Origin of the sequence: Actinomadura napierensis, assembly GCF_039529375.1 — a bacterium.
Lineage (GTDB): Bacteria > Actinomycetota > Actinomycetes > Streptosporangiales > Streptosporangiaceae > Spirillospora > Spirillospora napierensis.
Genome location: NZ_BAAAMR010000009.1, coordinates 1 through 16,005, shown reverse-complemented (window position 1 = coordinate 16,005; position 16,005 = coordinate 1). Strand labels below are relative to the sequence as shown.

The 16,005-nt window shown below is 71.8% G+C and carries 16 protein-coding genes; 12 read left to right on the top strand and 4 right to left on the bottom strand.

The genetic code is table 11. The features are described 5' to 3' along the window. Nucleotides 1-569: 569 nt before the first annotated feature. The 9 genes from ABD296_RS07630 to ABD296_RS07590 all read left to right on the top strand — a co-directional run bounded on the left by ABD296_RS07630 (nt 570) and on the right by ABD296_RS07590 (nt 8,913). Complete coding sequence (locus ABD296_RS07630) at nt 570-1,643, top strand: methionine ABC transporter ATP-binding protein (protein ID WP_344262982.1); 1,074 nt, start codon at nt 570-572, stop codon at nt 1,641-1,643. Then, nucleotides 1,640-2,296 (top strand): methionine ABC transporter permease, encoded by a 657-nt coding sequence (locus ABD296_RS07625; RefSeq protein ID WP_344262980.1) that lies wholly within the window; start codon nt 1,640-1,642, stop codon nt 2,294-2,296. Before ABD296_RS07630 ends, ABD296_RS07625 begins: the two co-directional genes overlap by 4 nt. A gap of 32 nt (nt 2,297-2,328) precedes the next feature. After that, nucleotides 2,329-3,144, top strand: a complete 816-nt coding sequence (locus ABD296_RS07620; protein ID WP_344262978.1) for a MetQ/NlpA family ABC transporter substrate-binding protein — start codon at nt 2,329-2,331, stop codon at nt 3,142-3,144. Between the two features lie 98 nt (nt 3,145-3,242). Beyond that, complete coding sequence (locus ABD296_RS07615) at nt 3,243-4,217, top strand: STM4015 family protein (RefSeq protein WP_344262976.1); 975 nt, start codon at nt 3,243-3,245, stop codon at nt 4,215-4,217. Between the two features lie 22 nt (nt 4,218-4,239). Continuing rightward, nucleotides 4,240-5,325, top strand: a complete 1,086-nt coding sequence (locus tag ABD296_RS07610; RefSeq protein ID WP_344262974.1) for an STM4014 family protein — start codon at nt 4,240-4,242, stop codon at nt 5,323-5,325. After that, a complete protein-coding gene (locus ABD296_RS07605) occupies nt 5,313-6,113 on the top strand; it encodes an STM4013/SEN3800 family hydrolase (RefSeq protein ID WP_344262972.1) in 801 nt (266 codons plus the stop codon). Before ABD296_RS07610 ends, ABD296_RS07605 begins: the two co-directional genes overlap by 13 nt. After that, nucleotides 6,110-7,402 carry an STM4012 family radical SAM protein gene (locus ABD296_RS07600; protein ID WP_344262970.1) on the top strand — a complete coding sequence of 431 codons (1,293 nt, stop codon included), beginning with the start codon at nt 6,110-6,112 and terminating at the stop codon, nt 7,400-7,402. Before ABD296_RS07605 ends, ABD296_RS07600 begins: the two co-directional genes overlap by 4 nt. Next, nucleotides 7,402-8,256, top strand: coding sequence for an STM4011 family radical SAM protein (locus ABD296_RS07595; protein ID WP_344262968.1), 855 nt, complete (start codon nt 7,402-7,404; stop codon nt 8,254-8,256). Before ABD296_RS07600 ends, ABD296_RS07595 begins: the two co-directional genes overlap by 1 nt. A gap of 270 nt (nt 8,257-8,526) precedes the next feature. Beyond that, nucleotides 8,527-8,913 carry an ATP-binding protein gene (locus ABD296_RS07590; RefSeq protein WP_344262966.1) on the top strand — a complete coding sequence of 129 codons (387 nt, stop codon included), beginning with the start codon at nt 8,527-8,529 and terminating at the stop codon, nt 8,911-8,913. Between the two features lie 99 nt (nt 8,914-9,012). Here ABD296_RS07590 and ABD296_RS07585 read toward each other — a convergent pair whose 3' ends face one another. From ABD296_RS07585 to ABD296_RS07575, 3 genes are all read right to left on the bottom strand, one after another. Beyond that, a complete protein-coding gene (locus tag ABD296_RS07585; protein WP_344262964.1) occupies nt 9,013-10,164 on the bottom strand; it encodes a DUF6745 domain-containing protein in 1,152 nt (383 codons plus the stop codon). Between the two features lie 12 nt (nt 10,165-10,176). Further along, nucleotides 10,177-10,503, bottom strand: a complete 327-nt coding sequence (locus tag ABD296_RS07580) for a hypothetical protein (protein WP_344262962.1) — start codon at nt 10,501-10,503, stop codon at nt 10,177-10,179. A gap of 79 nt (nt 10,504-10,582) precedes the next feature. Then, entirely contained in the window at nt 10,583-11,953 is a 1,371-nt protein-coding gene (locus tag ABD296_RS07575) for a threonine/serine exporter family protein (protein ID WP_344262960.1), read from the bottom strand. A gap of 146 nt (nt 11,954-12,099) precedes the next feature. Between ABD296_RS07575 and ABD296_RS07570 the strand changes: the two genes are divergently transcribed. Then, the gene (locus ABD296_RS07570) at nt 12,100-14,193 is read left to right on the top strand and encodes a RecQ family ATP-dependent DNA helicase (protein ID WP_344262958.1); all 2,094 of its coding nucleotides are present in this window, start codon (nt 12,100-12,102) and stop codon (nt 14,191-14,193) included. Nucleotides 14,194-14,475: 282 nt separating this feature from the next. Here ABD296_RS07570 and ABD296_RS07565 read toward each other — a convergent pair whose 3' ends face one another. Beyond that, nucleotides 14,476-15,045: a CGNR zinc finger domain-containing protein gene (locus ABD296_RS07565; RefSeq protein ID WP_344262956.1), complete on the bottom strand. Its 570-nt coding sequence runs from the start codon at nt 15,043-15,045 to the stop codon at nt 14,476-14,478. 84 nt (nt 15,046-15,129) lie between these two features. Between ABD296_RS07565 and ABD296_RS07560 the strand changes: the two genes are divergently transcribed. Together ABD296_RS07560 and ABD296_RS07555 are read left to right on the top strand one after the other, a co-directional pair. Beyond that, on the top strand, nt 15,130-15,621 hold the full coding sequence (locus tag ABD296_RS07560; protein ID WP_344262954.1) for a carboxymuconolactone decarboxylase family protein: 492 nt from the start codon (nt 15,130-15,132) through the stop codon (nt 15,619-15,621). Then, the coding region (locus ABD296_RS07555) for an HPP family protein (RefSeq protein WP_344262952.1) at nt 15,618-16,005 on the top strand (388 nt) is incomplete at its 3' end. The genes ABD296_RS07560 and ABD296_RS07555, both read left to right, overlap by 4 nt.

Below are 16,005 nucleotides of genomic sequence, written 5' to 3'. Positions count from 1 at the left end.
CATCGGGGCGATTTGCGTCATTTGTCGTTGGTTGGTTGACTGATGACATGAGCCTCGTACGCCCGTGCCGTGAGCGCGGCCCGCTGACCCCGCGGGCCATGCGGCGTACGTGCTGCCGGCGAATGTGTGACCGCTGAGGGCCCCTGACTGAGCCTCGCGCCCCGAAGCGAGCGAACTCCGAGACCCGAGTCGCGCATGAACTTCCAACGCCATCTGCTGAGCCACGCCCCGTACCCCCCTGGTCGGACCTGACCGGCCCGCGCCCGATCGAACGCGAGACCGCCATGCGCGGGCTCCGGCCGTCCGGCCGGTCCCGTCGTGGCCATCGTCGGGCGGCCGTCCGGGACGCGGAAGTGGAATCGCGTTCTGTGGATAACCGCCGCCGCGGCCCGGCCCCCGCACGTCCGGCCCCCGCACGTCCGGCCCCCGCACGTCCGGCCCCCGCACGTCCGGCCCCCGCACGTCCGGGCGCCGCCGCTCCCTGATCGGGCGCGCCTTCAGGGGCGGACCCGTCCACCACCCGCACCGCCGCCGGCCCCGGCGGCGCCCGTCCGCACGGATGATTCTCTGTGATCCAGATCGAAAAACTTCGGAAGGTGCACCGCGCCCGCGGGCGCGAGGTGACCGCCGTCGACGGCGTCGACCTGACCGTCCGCGAGGGCGAGGTCTTCGGCGTGCTCGGCCCGAGCGGCGCCGGCAAGAGCACCCTGCTGCGCTGCGTCAACCTGCTGGAACGGCCGGACGAGGGCCGGGTCGTGGTCGGCGGGCGCGACCTGCTCGCGCTGCGCGGCGCCGAGCTGCGCCGCGCCCGCCAGGGCATCGGCATGATCCACCAGCACTTCGGCCTGCTCGGCAGCCGCACGGTGGCCGGCAACGTCGCGTTCCCGCTGGAGGTCATGGGCGTTCCGCGCGCCGAACGCGCCGAGCGCGTCGCCGAACTGCTGGACCTGGTCGGCCTCACCGGGCATGCCAAGGCCTACCCGGCGCAGATCTCCGGCGGCCAGAAGCAGCGCGTCGGCATCGCCCGGGCGCTCGCCGGGCGGCCGAAGGTGCTCCTCTCCGACGAGGCGACCTCCGCGCTCGACCCGGAGACCACCGCGTCGATCCTGGAGCTGCTGCGCGACCTGAACCGGCGCCTCGGCCTCACCGTCCTGCTGATCACCCACGAGATGGACGTGGTCAAGCGGATCTGCGACTCGGCCGCGGTGATGCGCGAGGGCAGGTTCACCGAGTCGGGGCCGGTGACCGAGCTGCTCGCGCGCCCCGGGTCGGAGCTGGCGCGCGGGCTGTTCCCGCTGCCGGCCGCCGAACCGCGCGACGGCACGACCCTCGTCGAGGTCACCTTCGTGGGCGGGGCGACCGACCAGCCGTTCGTGTCGGCGCTGGCCCGCAAGTACTCGCTGGACGTCAACATCCTCGGCGGCGCCGTGGAGACCGTCGGCGGCGAGCGGGTCGGGCGCCTGCAGCTCGAACTGCCGGGCGACCCGTCCGTGAACGCGGCGCAGCTGGCATTCCTGCGCGAGTCCGGCCTGGCCGTCGAGGTCAGGACATCCGCGTCCGCCACGACACGGCCGCCGGCCACCGACGGCGGGACGCCCGCCGCCCGCCCGATCCCCGCGCCCGCCGAGGAGGACGCCCGATGAGCTGGGACGAGGTCATGCCGCTGCTGTGGCCCGCCACCCGCGAGACGCTCTACATGACCGGGGTGGCCGCGCTCTTCACCGCCGTGCTCGGGCTGCTGCTCGGCGTGCTGCTGGTGGTCACCGAGCGCGGCGGGCTGCTGCCCGCGCCGCCGGTCAACAAGGTCCTCGGCGTGGTGGTCAACATCGGCCGGTCGCTGCCGTTCCTGATCCTGATGGTGGCGATCATCCCCTTCACCCGGATCGTGGTGGGCACCAGCATCGGCAACGCCGCCGCGATCGTCCCGCTGACGGTCGGCGCCATCCCCTTCTACGCGCGGCTCGTCGAGATCGCGCTGCGCGAGGTGGACCCCGGCGTGATCGCCGCGGCGGACGCGATGGGCGCGACCCGCCGCGAGATCGTCGGCAAGGTGCTGCTGCGCGAGGCCCGGCCCGGCCTGGTGTCCGGGCTGACCGTCACCGTGATCGCGCTGATCGGCTACACCGCGATGGCCGGCACGGTCGGCGGCGGCGGGCTCGGCAACCTCGCCGTCACCTACGGCTACGAGCGCTTCGAGACGAAGGTCATGGTCGCGACCGTGCTGCTGCTCGTCGTCCTCGTCCTGATCATCCAGGCGGTGGGGGACCTCGTCGCCCGCCGCCTGTCCCACAAGTGACACCGCTCTCCCCGCACAGAAAGGCACTCCTCGTGCTCCGCAAGATCACCATCGCGCTCGCCTCCCTCGGCCTGGTCGCGGGCCTGGCGGCCTGCGGCTCCTCGGACGCGTCCGACGATCCGGACGCCCCGCTGAAGGTCGCCGTGAACCCCGTCCCGCACGGGGACATCCTGAAGTACGTCAAGGACAATCTGGCGGGCAAGGCCGGGCTGAAGCTGGACATCGTGACCTTCGACGACTACCAGCAGCCCAACACCGCGCTGAAGGAGAAGCAGGTCACGGCCAACTACTTCCAGCACGTGCCCTTCATGGAGGAGTACGAGAAGAAGTCCGGGACCAAGCTGACGTTCGTCGCGCCCGTCCACCTGGAGCCGCTCGGCGTGTACTCCAGCAAGGTGAAGAGCCTGCAGGCGATCCCGCAGAACGCGACCGTGGCGGTGCCGAACGACCCCGCGAACGAGGGGCGCTCGCTGAAGCTGCTCGCCGACAACGGGCTGCTGACGCTGAAGCCGGGGGCGCCCACGAGCGCCACGGAGAGGGACATCGCGAGCAACCCCAAGCACCTGAAGTTCAAGCCGCTGAAGGCCGCGCAGCTGCCGCGCTCGCTCGACGACGTGGACGCGGCGGTCATCAACGGCAACTACGCGCTCGAGGCGAACCTGTCGCCGGCCAAGGACGCGCTCGCCGCCGAGAAGCCGGAGGGCAATCCCTACGCCAACGGCATCGTCACGCTGCCGGAGAACGCGAACGACCCGCGCGTGAAGAAGCTCGTCCAGCTGCTGCGCGGGCCCGAGGTGCGCAAGTACGTGCAGGACAAGTACAAGGGCTCGGTGCTGGTGGCGTCCTGAGCAGGGGTGTCGGTGATGTGCTGATCGCGCCGAAATTGCCATGGTTTGTCCGTCGGTCCTGATAGGACATGGTCCCGACGAACTCGCGAAAGGGACCCATGGGCGTTTACCAGCATCTCGAGGAATATGCCGGCCTTCCGGTGGCCACCTTCGACTGCGAGACAGGGGTGGCGGACGAGGAGGACGACGGCGCCGCGACCGGCGGGCCGGGGACCGGCGAGAGTCTCCCGCCCGCCGGTGAGGCCGCCTGGTACGTCGGGACGATGTTCGAGGAGGAGCCCTTCGCCGACACGTTCGCGCGGTTCCTGCAGACCGTCGACACCGGCGAGGTCACGGCGCTCATCATCGGCTACTGGGGCGCGTCCTACGACGAGAACCACGCCGACCCGGTCGCGCTACTGACCGCCAACGCCGCGGCGTTCCCCAAGCTGAAGTCGCTCTTCCTCGGTGACATCACCGGTGAGGAGTCGGAGATCTCCTGGATCGAGCACGGCGACGTCTCGCCGCTGTTCACCGCCTTCCCGGACCTGGAGCGCTTCGAGATCCGCGGCGCGCAGGGTCTCGTGCTGTCCCCGATCAAGAGCACGCGCCTGCGGGTGCTGCGCTTCGAGTCGGGCGGGCTGCCCGCGCGGATCGTCCAGGCCGTGGACGCGAGCGAGCTGCCGAACCTGGAGCACCTCGACCTGTGGCTGGGCGAGGACGGCTACGGCGGTGACGCGACCGTCGCGGACCTGGCCCCGTCCCTGTCCGGCGAGCGGCTGCCCGCGCTGCGCCATCTCGGCCTGGAGGACAGCCAGATCCAGGACGAGATCGCCGCGGCGGTCGCGGGCGCGCCCGTCGTGGCGCGGCTGGAGTCGCTGAGCCTGGCGATGGGCGTCCTCACCGACCAGGGCGCGGAGGCGCTGCTGTCCGGGCAGCCCCTCACCCACCTGCGCAAGCTGGACCTGCACCACCACTTCCTGTCCGACGCCATGGTGGAACGCGTGAAGGCCGCGCTCCCCGGCGTCGAGGTCGATCTGAGCGAGCAGGAGAAGCCGCACGGCGACTGGCACTACATCGCGGTGTCGGAATGAGCGTTCGCGACGCGGTGGGCGGATGAGGTTCGTCGTGGTCGGGTCGCCGGGCGACCGGCGCCCCGCGCTGTTCGCGCGGGCGTGCCGGTCGTGCGGCCTGCCCGAACCCCGGCTCATCGCCTGGACGGACGTACTGCGCGGCGCGAGCATCGTCCTCGACCCCGGCGACGTGCTCCGCATCGACTCCCCCGGAGAGGACCCGGCGGCGGACGCGCTCCTGCGCGGGCCGGGCGACCCGTCCCGTGTGGGCGGCGGTGGACGCTGGTACGCGACGTTCACCGCGGCGCTGGAGCGGATCCAGGACGCTGCCGCGCGCGCGGGCGCCCGCCTCCTCGGCGACGTCGAGGAGATCGCGGTCATGTTCGACAAGCGGCGATCGCACGCACGGATGGCGGCCCAGGACGTGCCCGTTCCACATGCGCTGCCACCAGTGGGCTCCTACGCGGAACTGCGCGCGCACATGGACGAGCTGGGGGAGCGGAGGGTCTTCCTCAAGCCGGCGCACGGTTCGTCGGCGTCCGGTGTCGTCGCCTTGCAGAGCGCGCCGGGTGGCCGCGTCCGGGCCGTCACGTCGGCCGCCTTGAGCGAGGGCGGCCTGTTCAACTCGTTGCGGGTCCGCGCCTACGAGAGGGAGCGGGAGGTCGCGGTGCTCGTCGACTCTCTTGCACCCGACGGGCTGCATGTGGAGCGCTGGCTGCCCAAGGCGTCGCTCGGCGGCCGGGTGTTCGACCTGCGGGTGGTCATCATCGGCGGCACTCCCACGCACGTGGTCGCCCGGACGAGCCGCAGTCCCATGACCAACCTGCACCTCGGTGGCACGAGAGGCGACATCGCAGCGGTCCGGCGCGCGCTCGGGCCGGATGGTTGGCGCCGGGCACTCGACGTGTGCGCGCGGGCGGCGGTCTGTTTTCCGCGGAGCCCGATGGTGGGCGTCGACCTGCTCGTCCTCCAGGGGATGAAGCGGTTCGCCGTCTGCGAGGTCAACGCGTTCGGCGACCTGCTTCCTGGGCTCACCGGCCTGCCCGGCGGCCCGGCGGAGGGGCTGGACACCTACACCGCCCAGATCAGAGCCGCACTGCCGGAGACTGCCGCCGCATGTACGACATGAACGAGGTCATCGGCAGCCATGACCTGCTGCTGGTGACGCTAGACACGCTGCGCTACGACGTGGCCGCCGAACTGGCCGCCGCCGGCGAAACGCCCACCCTGGCCTCGCTCCTCCCAGGGGGCCGTTGGGAACGCCGCCACACGCCGGGCAGTTTCACCTATGCCGCGCACGCGGCGATGCTGGCCGGCTTCCTGCCCACGCCTGCGTCCCCCGGTCTGCACCCGCGACCGTTCGCGGGGACATTTCCGGGCAGCGAGACCACCGCGGCCGGGACTTGGACGTTCGAGGCCGCAGACCTGCCCACCGGACTCGCGTCCGCCGGCTACCACACGGTGTGCGTCGGCGGCGTCGGCTTCTTCAACAAGCTCACCCCACTCGGATCCGCACTCCCATCGCTGTTCGCCGAAAGCCATTGGGAGCCCGGATTCGGCGTGACCGATCCTGCATCGCTGCCCAACCAGTTCGACCGGATAGCCGACGTCATGGCGCGGCTGCCCGCCGAGCGCCGTCTGTTCCTGCTCCTGAACGTCGCGTCCCTGCATCAGCCCAACTGGTTCTACCTGGACGGCGCTACGCGCGCGCACGGGGACACGCGTGCCAGCCACGCCGCCGCACTACGCCATGTCGACGCTCATATAGGGCGCTTGTTCGAGTTGATGCGCCGTCCTTGCTTCGTCATCGTCTGTTCCGACCACGGGACGGCGTACGGAGAGGACGGCCACACCGGTCACCGCATCGGCCACGAGGTCGTGTGGACGGTTCCGTACGGGGAGTTCGTTCTTTCGTGACCACCACCGCCCCCTACCAGGCGTACGTCTATGCCTATCCGCACAAGACCGCGTACCGTCCGCTGGAACCCGAACCCTCGTTGCGGGAGGTGTGGGCGGCAGAACCATCGGATTCGCTGTTCCTCTACATGCATGTGCCGTTCTGCGAGATGAGGTGCGGCTTCTGCAACCTCTTCACCCGGACGGGCGCGCCCGAAGAACTGACCGGTGCATATCTGGACGCCCTCGACCGCCAGGCGACCGCCGTACTGGACGCGCTGGGCGGCGGCGCGTCGCTCGCCACCGCCGCATTCGGCGGCGGAACCCCCACCTACTTCACCGCGCCGGAGTTGGAACGGCTCTGCGACATCGCCGATAGGTTCCCCGGTTTCGGCGCGGTCCCGTTGGGAGTGGAGACGTCTCCGGCCACCGCGACAACGGACCGGCTGACCGTGCTCGCGCAACGCGGCACCACCCGCGTCTCCATCGGCGTGCAGAGCTTCATCGACGAGGAGGCGCGCGCTGCGGTGCGCCCCCAGAAGCGCGTCGAAGTGGAGGCGGCCCTCGACCGGATCAGGGCCGTGGGCTTCCCGACGCTCAACATCGACCTCATCTACGGCATCGACGGGCAGACGCCCGCCACATGGCTGCATTCCCTGAACGCCGCATTGAAATGGCGGCCGGAGGAGATCTACCTCTATCCGCTCTATGTCCGTCCGCTCACCGGCCTGGGACGTCGCGCGCAGGACTGGGACGACCAGCGCCTCACCCTCTACCGGATCGGCCGGGACCATCTCCTCAGCGAAGGCTATGAGCAGGTCTCGATGCGCATGTTCCGGTTGCCCGGCCACGGGGTGGGCGGCACGGAGTACTGCTGCCAGACCGACGGAATGATCGGCCTGGGCTGCGGAGCGCGTTCGTACACGGCCGGCCTGCACTACTCGTTCGAGTACGCGGTCGAGCAGCGGCACGTCCGGTCCATCATCGACGGCTATGTGTGCGAGGACGACTTCAGCACCGCGCGGGTCGGATTCGGACTGGACGCGGAGGAACAGCGCCGACGCCATTTCCTCCAGTCGCTCCTTCAAGCGAGCGGGCTCGACCGTGGCTCCTACAAGGCGCGTTTCGGCAGCGACCCCTGCGCCGACTTCTCCACCGACCTGAGAACGCTCGACGACCGAGGCTGGCTGGAAACGACCGATGGGACCATCCGGCTGACCCCCGAGGGCCTCGCCCATTCCGATGCCGTCGGCCCGGCGCTGTTCTCCCGCCAGGTGAAGGAACTGATGGCCTCGTACAAGGCGCGCTGATGGAACACCTCACGATCCTCTACAGAGGGCCGCTCGCCAGCTGTGACTACGACTGTCCCTACTGCCCCTTCGCCAAACGGCGCGACACGCCCCAGCAACTGCGCGCCGACCGAGCCGCCCTTGAGCGCTTCACCGAGTGGGTCGCCGACCAGGACCATCGCGTGTCGATCCTGTTCACGCCCTGGGGCGAAGGGCTCATCAGGTCCTGGTATCGGCGGGCGCTCGCGGAACTGAGCCATCTGCCGCACGTCGAGCGCGTCGCGATTCAGACCAACCTCAGCCACCGGGTCTCGTGGACGTCCGGGGCGGACCCGTCCAAGCTCGCGCTGTGGGCGACGTACCACCCCGGCCAGGTTCCCTATGAGCGCTTCCTGGGAAAGTGCCGCGAACTCACCGAACGCGGCATCCGCCACAGCGTCGGGATCGTCGGCGAGCCCGGCCACCTGGAGGCGGCACGCCGCCTGCGCGCCGAACTGCCCGCCGGCACCTACCTGTGGGTCAACGCCGCCGAGGGACGCGCCTACAGCGAGGAGGAGGCCGCCTGCTGGACGGCCCTGGACCCGTTGTTCCCGCTCAGCCGCCGTCCGCACGCGAGCCGCGGTCTCGCCTGCCGTACCGGCGAGACCGTCGTGTCGGTCGACGGCGAGGGCACGGTGCGCCGCTGCCACTTCGTCCCGGCCGTTCTGGGCAACCTCTATGACGGTTCGTTCCGCGACGCGCTCGCCCCGCGGCCTTGCCCCCAGGACACGTGCGACTGCCATATCGGCTATGTCCACCTGGAGCCGCTCGGCCTCTACGACACGTTCGCCGGGGGTGTCCTCGAACGCGTCCCCGCGCTGCTCGGCCAGATGTAGCCGGACGGTGACCCACGTCTGCGACCTGCCTCGACGACGCCGCACGACCGGTGCGGCGGGCGTCCCGTACCACCTTGCAATTCTCCGCCGGGCCCGCCACGCTGTGGGTGGTCCGAGATGGTCACTACACGGAGCCGAATGACTGCGAACGGTGAACGAATCAGGCGGTGGCCGTACCGCGCCGACGGTACGGACGGAGGGATCGGATCCCGTGCACGCCCGCCCCTGAGGGCGCATGCTGGCGGTAGCAGGCGACCGTTAGGCGATGCCGTGGACTTTCTCGAACGCCCCCACTTCGTCCTCGCGCTGAGGCCGGTGGACACATCGGTGCGTGCGGCGCGCGACGTCGTCCGCGCCGCGTTGGAGGGATGGGACCGCCCGGACACCACAGGCGACGTCGAGCTCATCACGAGCGAACTGGTCACCAACGCGATCCGTCATGCCAGCGCCGTCACCCTCGTGCTGTACCTGCCCGACGACAAGACGGCCATGGTGGAGGTATGGGACGACAACCCCGAAGGGCCGGCCGAACCCCCGCACGACATGCAGGCCGAAAGCGGCCGCGGGCTCTTCCTCGTCGGTGCGCTGTCCCGCGTCTGGGGGTGGCGGCAGACCGACGAGGGGAAGGTCACCTGGGCGCAGGCCATCACCCCCTGAACCGGGCGGGCGCCTCTTGGTGACTGGGGAAGTGCTACCAAGAGGCCCCCGCCACGAGGACGGACGGCGCGTACCTTCTGGGAGCCGCCGTCCAGGGGCTCACGTCTGTTTCCGCGGGTGATAGTCGACTTCGTCGACACCGAACGTCCACGCCACGCCCGCGCGCGCGGTGCGCGTGGACGGCGGGACCCGCAGGTAGTAGGTGCGGTGCGTCCCGTCCGGTTCCGGCGTGGAGTTGACCACCTCGACCATGACGACGGGCTCGTCGCCGGGGAGGTCGATGGACCACAGCGCACCGGTCTCGTCCTGGTGCAGGGGCCGGGCACCCGTCTCCGCCAGGTAGCGGTCATAGCCGAAGATCTCCAGCATGACCCGGCGCAGTTCCGCGTTCTCCTCCGATGAGATGCGGTCCGCCGTGAGGCCGGTGAGCGATGCCGCGAAATCGGGCGGGATCGGCATGCCGCGCCATGCGTGCAGGGAGAACCCGTCGGGATATGCCAAGGCGGGGCCGTCACCGCGGTGCAGCCGTCCCGGTTCGTCCCGGTGCAGTTCGCACGGACGCTCGGACATGATGACCAGCCGCTCGTAGGGCCACCACCAGCCGGCCGAACGCGCCGCTTCCGCCAGGCCCGCCAGGGGCCCCTCCAGCCGGCCCAGCGACTCGAACAACGCCAGCCACGGCGCGTCGTGCTGGCCGAGGACGGCGTCGAGTGTCGCGGCCCGCAGGAGGGCTTCCGCCGCGTTCTCCTCCGGCGTCGGCTGCGGGTCGCCCGCCCTGACGGACCTGGCCCGCGCCTGCTCTCCGATGGCCCCGCGCACCCGCGTGACCAGCGATTGGAGCTGGTTCCAGAGAAGGCCGCCGGTCTCGCTCCAAGTCCGCGGCCACTGCTCCGGCCCCTGTTCAGAGCAGGCCGCGGTACGTTCGGCCTCCCATAGGCGGGTCCGCACCTCGGCCAGGACGCTCGCCCCTGCGGAAGCCCCATCGAGGTCGGTGTCGGCCTGCTCGACCAGGTCGTCGAGCCCGGCCTTCCGCAACGCTCCGGTATGCCCGGCGAGCACCGCGGCGGCGACGGCCCCGCGCGCGGGCGACGGCACCCACACGAACCGTTCGGGGACGGCCAGGCCGGCGGCCGCGTAGGCGGCCGCCACCGCCATCTCGGCCCGCATGCGGTCGGCGGGATCGGTGCGGAACGCCGCCGCCTGCCAGTCGCCGACCACGAAGTGCGCTTCGCGCCGCATCTCGGTGAACACGTCCGCCGCCCCTCAGTCCGCCACGACCCGGACGGAGCCCGGCACGTACTCGCGCTGGCGGATCACCTTGTACCAGCCCTTGGGCAGGGGGATCGCCGCGTGCTCCTCGTGCACAAGCCGTCCCCCGGACGGCAGGTGCAGGTGGTCGGGCGCGAGCGGGTCGGGGATCCGCAGCAGTGAACCCGGCGCGGACAGCGCGTGCGCGTGCCCCGTCGCTTCGCCCAGCGCGAGCACCATGCGCCCACGGCCGTCCCTCGGGGAGGGCGGAAGGTCCCGGACGGACTGCGGGACCTGCTCCTCCGGCACGGGCAGGATCAGGACGTCTCCCTGTCGGTACATGCCGCGAACGTAGCGCCCGCCACCGACAGTTCCGGCAGGCCCGGGACGGCAGTCCCAGAGGCGGCCCGAAGGAGCGGTGTCAGAAGCCCCGGGTGCGGCGCGCTGCAGGTCGTGCCCAGCGTCCGCCCGCCGTGAGCCCGACGCGCTGGAACGCGCGCACGAGCTCGCCACCGAGGTTGACGCCGGCGCCTAGCGCGAGGGCCACGGACAGTGCACCGATGAGGCTCAGCACTCCCGACTGCGGGGAGCCGGTATTCAGCTCGACCATCCCGCGATAGAGCGCCGTCCCCGGCAGCAGGGGACCGATGGCCGGCACCACGTAGGGCATCACCGGTGCCCCGTGGCGGCGTGCCAGCCAGTTCGCCAGCACACCGACGACGATCGCCGCCACCGCTGAGGCCAGCACCGGCGGAACGTTCCATCCTCTGAGCAGCACGTAAATCGTCCAGATCAGCGCGCCGCCGAGGGCGGAGGCCAGGAGCACGTCCCGAGGCGCCGCGAGCGACACGGCGAACGTCACCGACACCGCGGCGGCCGCTATCAGGGGGACGGGTCTCAGCGTCGCCGGGGCGGTGGGCAGATGGCTCACGTCGATCGGCACGTTGACGTTCACCGCGATGTACACGACGGCGCCGAGGCCCGCGACGATGGCGGCGATCATGAAGAAGACCTCCAGCCCGCGCGCGGCCGCGCTGACGAGGTCGCCGGTGATGCCGTCCTGGATGCTCGCCACCAGCGGTCGCCCCGGCAGCAGCGCGAGGATCGCGCCCGTGACGATGGTCGAGGCGTGCTCGGGGTTGCCCATCGCGACCACGATGGCGGCGCCCGCCGCGACGAGCGCGGCGGCCACCGTCAGCTGGAAGAACTCGGCGATGCCGCGGCGGGCGAGGGCCGCGGCGGTGCGGTCGCCCAGTAGGGTGGCGGCGAACGCCGTCCCGGCGACCAGGGGACCGCCGCCGGAAAGGACACTGGCGGAGGCGGCGATGAGCCCTAGTGAGACGACGATGAGCCACGACGGGTACGGGCCGCGCCCCCTTTTCATCAGCGCGAGCCGTCTGTGGGCCTCGTCCAGTTCCAGCATCCCGATGGACGCCTCCTGGACGAGGGCGTGCAACCTGGTGAGGCGCCAGTAGGCCGGCGTGCGGCGCCGGATGGCCCGGGCCCCCGTCATCGGTGGCGCGCCCTTACCGGGGTGGGCCGAGACAAGGATGCTGGTCAGCGTCACCTGGACCTCGCACCGGGGGAGTTCGTAGGCGACCGCCAGACCCAGCATCGCCTCGTTCACGCGCTCGGTGGTCTCGCCGCTGGCCAGCAGGAGCTCGCCGACGCGCAGGACCAGGTCGACCGCGCGGGGGTCGACGACTTCGCTCGGCTCGTCCTCCGGGGGCTCCGGCGGAGACCCGTCCATCAGGACGTGCCACGTCCGCCGCAAGCGTTCCGCCGCGCCCATCCCCCGCAGGTGTCCTTCCGCCGTGAAACCGATCTTCCCGGCAGGCTACCCGCGGCCGTTCCCATGATCACCGGCGGGACCCGTGAGGTTATCCACAGAACGTGATTCTGGTGCGACCGTCCGAGCTGCGCTGATACCAAGGAGCCATGAGCACTCCCGACGGACTCCGCGACGACGCCGAGCGCTGCCTGCGCGCCCTCGCCGGCGAGCACGCCCGCCTCCGCGACGACCAGTGGACGGCCATCCGCGCCCTCGTCGTCGACCGGCGCCGCGCCCTGGTCGTGCAGCGCACCGGGTGGGGCAAGTCCGCGGTCTACTTCGTGGCGACGCGGCTGCTGCGCGAGCGCGGCGCCGGCCCGACCGTGATCGTCTCACCGCTGCTGGCGCTGATGCGCAACCAGATCGAGGCCGCCGACCGGGCCGGCATCCACGCCCGCACGATCAACTCCGCCAACACCGACGACTGGCGGCACATCTTCGCCGAGGTGGAGGCCGGCGAGGTCGACGTCCTGCTGGTCAGCCCAGAACGGCTCAACAACCCCGACTTCCGCGACCTGGTGCTGCCCCAGCTCGCCGCGGGGGCCGGGCTCGTCGTGGTCGACGAGGCGCACTGCATCTCCGACTGGGGCCACGACTTCCGTCCCGACTACCGGCGCCTGCGCACCCTGCTGGCCGAACTGCCGTCCGGTGTCCCCGTCCTCGCCACGACCGCCACCGCCAACGCCCGCGTCACCCAGGACGTCGCCGAGCAGCTCGCCGGCGACGACGCCCTCGTCCTGCGCGGCCCGCTCGAACGCGATTCGCTCCACCTCGCGGTCGTCAGCGTGCCCACCGCCGAGCAGCGCATCGCCTGGCTCGGCGAGCACCTGGCGTCCCTGCCGGGATCGGGCATCATCTACACCCTCACCATCGCCGCCGCCCACGAGATCACCGGATACCTCCGCGACCGCGGCCACGAGGTGGCCGTCTACACCGGCCAGACCGAGCCCGCCGAGCGTCTCCAGGCCGAACAGGACCTCCAGGCCAACCGGCTGAAGGCGCTCGTGGCCACCAGCGCCCTCGGGATGGGCTTCGACAAGCCCGACCTCGGCTTCATCGTGCACGTCGGCGCCCCGCAGTCGCCGGTCGCCTACTACCAGCAGATCGGGCGCGCCGGCCGCGGCGTCGAGCGCGCCGAGGTGATCCTTCTGCCCGGCCGGGAGGACCGCGAGATCTGGGCCTACTTCGCCAGCCTCGCCTTCCCGCCGGAGCAGGTCGTCCGCGCCACCCTCGACGTGCTGGACGCCGCCGACCGCCCGCTGTCGACCGGCGCCCTCGAACCCCAGGTCGACCTGAGCCGCAACCGCCTGGAGATGATGCTGAAGGTCCTCGACGTCGACGGCGCCGTCCACCGCGTGAAGGGCGGCTGGACGTCGACCGGCCGCCCCTGGGCCTACGACCGCGAACGCTACGAGCGCGTCACGTCCGAACGCCGCCGCGAGCAGCAGGCCATGCTCGACTACATCGCGACGACGTCCTGCCGCGAGGAGTTCCTCCGCGCCCAGCTGGACGACCCCGCCGCGGCGCCCTGCGGCCGCTGCGACAACTGCACCGGCGAGCACCGGGCCGCCGACGTCACCTCCGAGGGCGCCGCCCAGGCCCGCGACCGCCTGCACCGTCCCGGCGTCGACGTCGCGCCCCGCCGCATGTGGCCCACCGGCGTCAAGGACGACCTCGGCGTCTCCGGCCGCATCAAGCCGGACCTGCAGGCCGACACCGGACGCGCCCTCGGCCGGCTCACCGACATCGGCTGGGGCAACCGGCTCCGCGAGCTGTTCGCCGCCGCCGACACCGACGTCCCGGCCGACATGGTCGACGCCGTCATCAAGGTCCTCGCCGCCTGGGACTGGTCCGCCCGCCCCACCGGCGTCATCACGATCGGCTCGCGCTCCCGTCCCCGCCTCGTGAGCACCTTCGGCCACCGCATCGCCGAGATCGGCCGCCTTCCCCACCTGGGCGAGCTGGTCCCGGTGGGCGAGCCCGTCCCACGCCGGCACAACAGCGCCCAGCGCCTCCGCTCCGTGTGGAACTCGCTGACGCTCCCCGACCCCGTCGCCATCGCCGCGAAGGAGGCCCCAGGACCCCTGCTCCTGATCGACGACCGCATCGAGACCGGATGGACCATGACCGTCGCCACCCGTCTGCTGAAGGAGGCGGGAGCCCAGACGATCCTCCCCCTGGTCCTAGCCACCCCCAACTGACCCCCCACCCCGACCCGCGCCGGGCGTGGTCCGCGCTGGCCTGGGTTCGTGCCGGCCTGGGTTCCTGCCGGGCGTGGTTTGCGCTGGCCTGCATGGGGTCCGGCCTCGCCTTGACTTCGATTGGGGTCGCTGCGGCGGCGCGGACGGGCACCGTGCGCGTCCGGGGGCGCGCAGCATAGGTCGGTTTGGGCATGGTGGTCTCCACCATGGCCGGCATGGAGGGCGCCGTACTCGGCGAGTCTGACGGCGCGCATGTCTTCGTTGGGGCTTGTCCGGGCGCGGTTAGTGGTGCTGGTGGTAGTGGCGGGCGGCGCGGGCTCTGTTTCCGCAGGCGATGGAGCACCACTCCTGACGCGGGTGCCTTTTGACGAAGTAGAGCACGCAGCGTGGCGCAGGGCAGACCCGTACCTGGGCCGCGATCGGGTCGGAGAAGAAGCCGATGGCCGCGTCGGCGAGCGCGGCGGTCAGCCGCGCGGCGGTGCCGTCGACCGTGGGCGCGAGCTGCTCGTGCGGCTCGTCCTGCCAGCGGAGCTGCCGCAGGACGGGGGACGCGGCGCGGTTGAGCAGGTCGAGGGCCTGGTCGAAGGGCGGTAGCGCGTCGGCGTCCGCGCGGCTGGGCGGCGCGGGGGCGACGAGGCGGGCGAAGAGCGCGCGGACGGCCTGGCGCAGTTCCACGACCTGCACGCGGACGGCCTCGTCCGCCGTGAACGCGGCCGTGTCGAGGTAGGGGGACAGGTCCTGCTCGCGGACCCAGGCGGTGAGGCCCTCGGGCGTGGCGAAGCGGTCGGTCAGGCCGGTGCGCCCGGCGCGGATCGTCCCGGCGAGGCGAAGCGCCGGCGGTTCGTCGCTCATGTCACAAGTCTAACGGGATGTGGGCTTGATCGGCGTTATGTTATAACGGATCAGCTCGTTGAGATCCGTTAGAAGGAGCGCGTCATGATCGAGGCCGTGCGGAACGATCCGAAGCTGGACGCGCTGGAGAAACGCCTCGGCCACATGCCGAACATGCTGCGGGTCATGGCGAACGCCCCCGCGGTGCTGGACGGATACCTGGGGCTGTCCCGCTCGCTCAAGAAGGCGTCGCTGCCGCCCGCGACGGCCGAGCGCATCGCGCTGGCGGTCGGCGCGGCGAACGACTGCGGGTACTGCGTCGCGGCGCACACCCACGGCGCCCGCGGCGCGGGGCTGAGCGACGACGAGGTGGAGGCGGCGAAGGCCGGGACGTCCGCGGACCCGAAGGAGGCGGCCGTGGTGGCGTTCGCCCGGGAGTTGACCGAGAGCCGCGGCCGGGCCGACGACGCGGCGGTGCGGGAAGCCGGGTGGAGCGAGGCGCAGGTCCTGGAGATCATCGGGATCGTCGCGCTGCAGACGCTGACGAACTACGTCAACAAGGTCGCCGGGACCGAGAACGATTGGCTGCCGTTGTGAACGCGCGACTACGTCCGGTCTGGGCGACGCTCGTGATGCTGGTGCCGCTGGCGGTGGTGCAGGCGGTGGTGGACGAGCCGCTGCTGGCCCCGCCGCTGGCGGCGTCCGCCGCGCTCCTCGCGGTCGCTCCCGGGACCCCGGCGGCGCGGGCGTCGGCCGTGCTCGCCGGGCACGCGCTGTCGGTCGCCGTGGGGTTCGCGGTGGCGCGGACCGCCGACCCGGGCACGGTCGCGACGACCGCCGGGGCCGGCCTGGCGGTGGCGGCCATGGTGCTCGCCGGGCGGTTCCACGCTCCGGCGGTGGCGTCCGCCGCCCTCGTGGGAGCCGGCGGGGCGGTGGCGCCGGCGGTCGCGCTGCTGGCCGGTGCGCTCGGGGTGGCGGCGC